This is a genomic window from Paenibacillus forsythiae T98, from assembly GCF_000520735.1.
GTDB classification, from domain to species: Bacteria; Bacillota; Bacilli; order Paenibacillales; family Paenibacillaceae; genus Paenibacillus_AQ; species Paenibacillus_AQ forsythiae.
Genome location: NZ_ASSC01000286.1, coordinates 1 through 2,277 on the forward strand (window position 1 = coordinate 1; position 2,277 = coordinate 2,277).

The window sequence follows — 2,277 nt, forward strand, 5'->3', positions numbered from 1 at the left end:
GCAAGGCTTGAGCCAAGCAAGGCTGCGGTCTCTCTCAGCGGAATATACACGCGGGAATTCTCCAGCAGGAAGGGCTGGCTCAGCTTCGTCGCCACGCCGCTCACAACTAGGGTTCCGGCAAATGTGTTATTCTTTACCAGAGCATAGCCGTATTTTATTGCAATACTCTCCATGTCAAGCGTCGTGGAGGTGATGACCACTGTCGTATTTTTCTTCACCTGCGGAAACAGCCAATGGATGTCGTCGTTATGCATCCGGATGCATCCTGCGCTTACATACTTGCCGATCGAGGATTCCTTGTTGTTGCCATGAATTGCGTAGGTCGTGCCTCTTGTGCCGTATGCATCCAGCCCGAGCCACCGGTCGCCAAGTGGATTGGCGGGATCGCCGCCGGGAATATGCTCTTTGTAATAAGGCCGGTTTTTGATTTTATTGACGATTTTGAAGCGGCCCTCCGGAGTCAGACTTCTCTCTTTGCCGGTAGCCACCGGGAATTCCTTAACCAGCTTGCCGCCATCGAAAAAGGCCAGCATGTTGACCTTTTTGTTCACCACGATCATTTGTGTGTCTACCTGTGTGCCTGCCGCATGCGCCTCTCCCGCGAAAATGCCGGTACACAGCAGAACAAGCGCAAGCATCAGACTGAGCGTTCTGCGCCGGCTCGTTCCTCGATGAATCTCTCCCATGTGATTTGTCATACCTGTTCCCCTCCAGCCCCAAGGCTGCAAAAATTTTGTATCTCTTTATCTTATTAACGGATTCCGGAGGGAAATGTTGCCACTTTTGCGCAAAAAAAATTCCGGCCTCCTGGTGGAGACCGGATTACCCGCTTATCATCCCTTGATAATTTTCAGCATATGGCCTGTACCTTTTTGAAATTCGTAGGGCACCTGTACTTCCTCGGTCGTGCAGCCATCTCCGGCAATCTCTGCCAGCAATTCATCCATTTGTCCGTACCGCTTACCCGAGAGATCCACCAGCGGATAAATGCGCAGCTCGCTTCGGGTCACACGCAGCAGCTCCCGCAGCGACTTCAGGTGAAAGTCATAATCCAGCCGGTCGCCGTACATGAACAGGAAATGCGCGGACAGCGTCAGATCGAACCGGCCGTCTTCAAACGGCAGCACCGGCATTACCGCCGGAACGTAACGCTCCGGGTAACGTTCCATGTCGGAGACGCATTCCCGCAGCGCGCGGGTTCTATTGGCCCTCAGCTCTTCAACGGAGGAGAAATAGTCCCACTTGAATCCGGCCCGCGCCTTGTCCAGCTGGGCCATCGCATGCGCGATATCCTCCAGCCCTTTCTCCGCAAGGCTCCGGACAGGATATCCATAGGCAATATCGGCCGACACCGCAGTCGCTCCAAGGGTATTCGCCCTTGCCGTGAACGCGCATGCGCCGCCCGGACAATCCAGAATAGTCCGTCCTTTCAGCTCCTCTTCAGCCAGGCCGAACATCGCCATGTACTCATCAAAGGTTCTGCCGATAAATACAATGCGGCTCAAATCCAGTCTGTTCTCTTCCAGACTCATACTCATCTCTTCCTTTCTCAGCTCAGCTCGTCTAGTCTGTAGCGACCGTGGCCGCTCCTTCCACTTTACCATAATAAACGCTTCCGGCGCACCAGGTTTTTTGGGAAAGTGAACCAATTCACCATAAACCATGAATAATCTGGATAAGGATTCAGCATAATAAATTTCGGTTATCAACCAATTCCACGAGGAGGACACAACTTTGAACACTAACATTTCCAATCAAGTCAGCCAGGGAGAGCAACTTGTTCAACGTCTTATCAACGAAACACAGCAAGCCAGCCAGTTGTATCAACAACTGTTGCAGCAAGAAGAACAAAACGCAAGACAGCTTGAGGAACTGGCAAACCGGGAGCGCAGAGCATCTCAAACGATTCAGACAGCTCTGCAAGGCCACCAAACAGCCATTCAGCAATTGCAGCAAATCTCCCAAGTATTCCGTCAAGTAGAGCAGCAATCGGCTCAAATCGGCACATTTGGTTCGGCATACAACCAACCTGTGTTCAATAATCCGGGAGTTGCGTCGAACCGCTCCTTCGGTTCGACGCTGGGGTCTTCTTCGATCGGCTACTCCTCGGCAGGAGTATCCCCCATCGGATCTTCGTCCATTGGATCTTCGTCCATTGGATCTTCGTTCACCGGCGCATCTTCCTTTGGCCAAGGCTCCATCCAAGGACAAGGGAACTACCTGAATCAAAACCGGAGCTTCCAGTAACAAAAGCTGCGGCGGGCCTGAAGGCCCGGC

The 2,277-nt window shown here is 52.6% G+C and carries 3 protein-coding genes; 1 reads left to right on the plus strand and 2 read right to left on the minus strand.

The annotated features are described in order from the left end of the window. Positions 1–698 (minus strand): L,D-transpeptidase (locus L692_RS28260; RefSeq protein WP_025699288.1); only part of this gene is annotated, 698 nt, incomplete at its 3' end. Between the two features lie 135 nt (positions 699–833). Further along, entirely contained in the window at positions 834–1,538 is a 705-nt protein-coding gene (locus tag L692_RS0109435; protein ID WP_025699289.1) for a class I SAM-dependent methyltransferase, read from the minus strand. A gap of 196 nt (positions 1,539–1,734) precedes the next feature. On the opposite strand from L692_RS0109435, the gene L692_RS33895 reads away from it, so the two are divergent. After that, positions 1,735–2,247: a hypothetical protein gene (locus L692_RS33895; protein WP_025699291.1), complete on the plus strand. Its 513-nt coding sequence runs from the start codon at positions 1,735–1,737 to the stop codon at positions 2,245–2,247. Positions 2,248–2,277 lie beyond the last annotated feature (30 nt).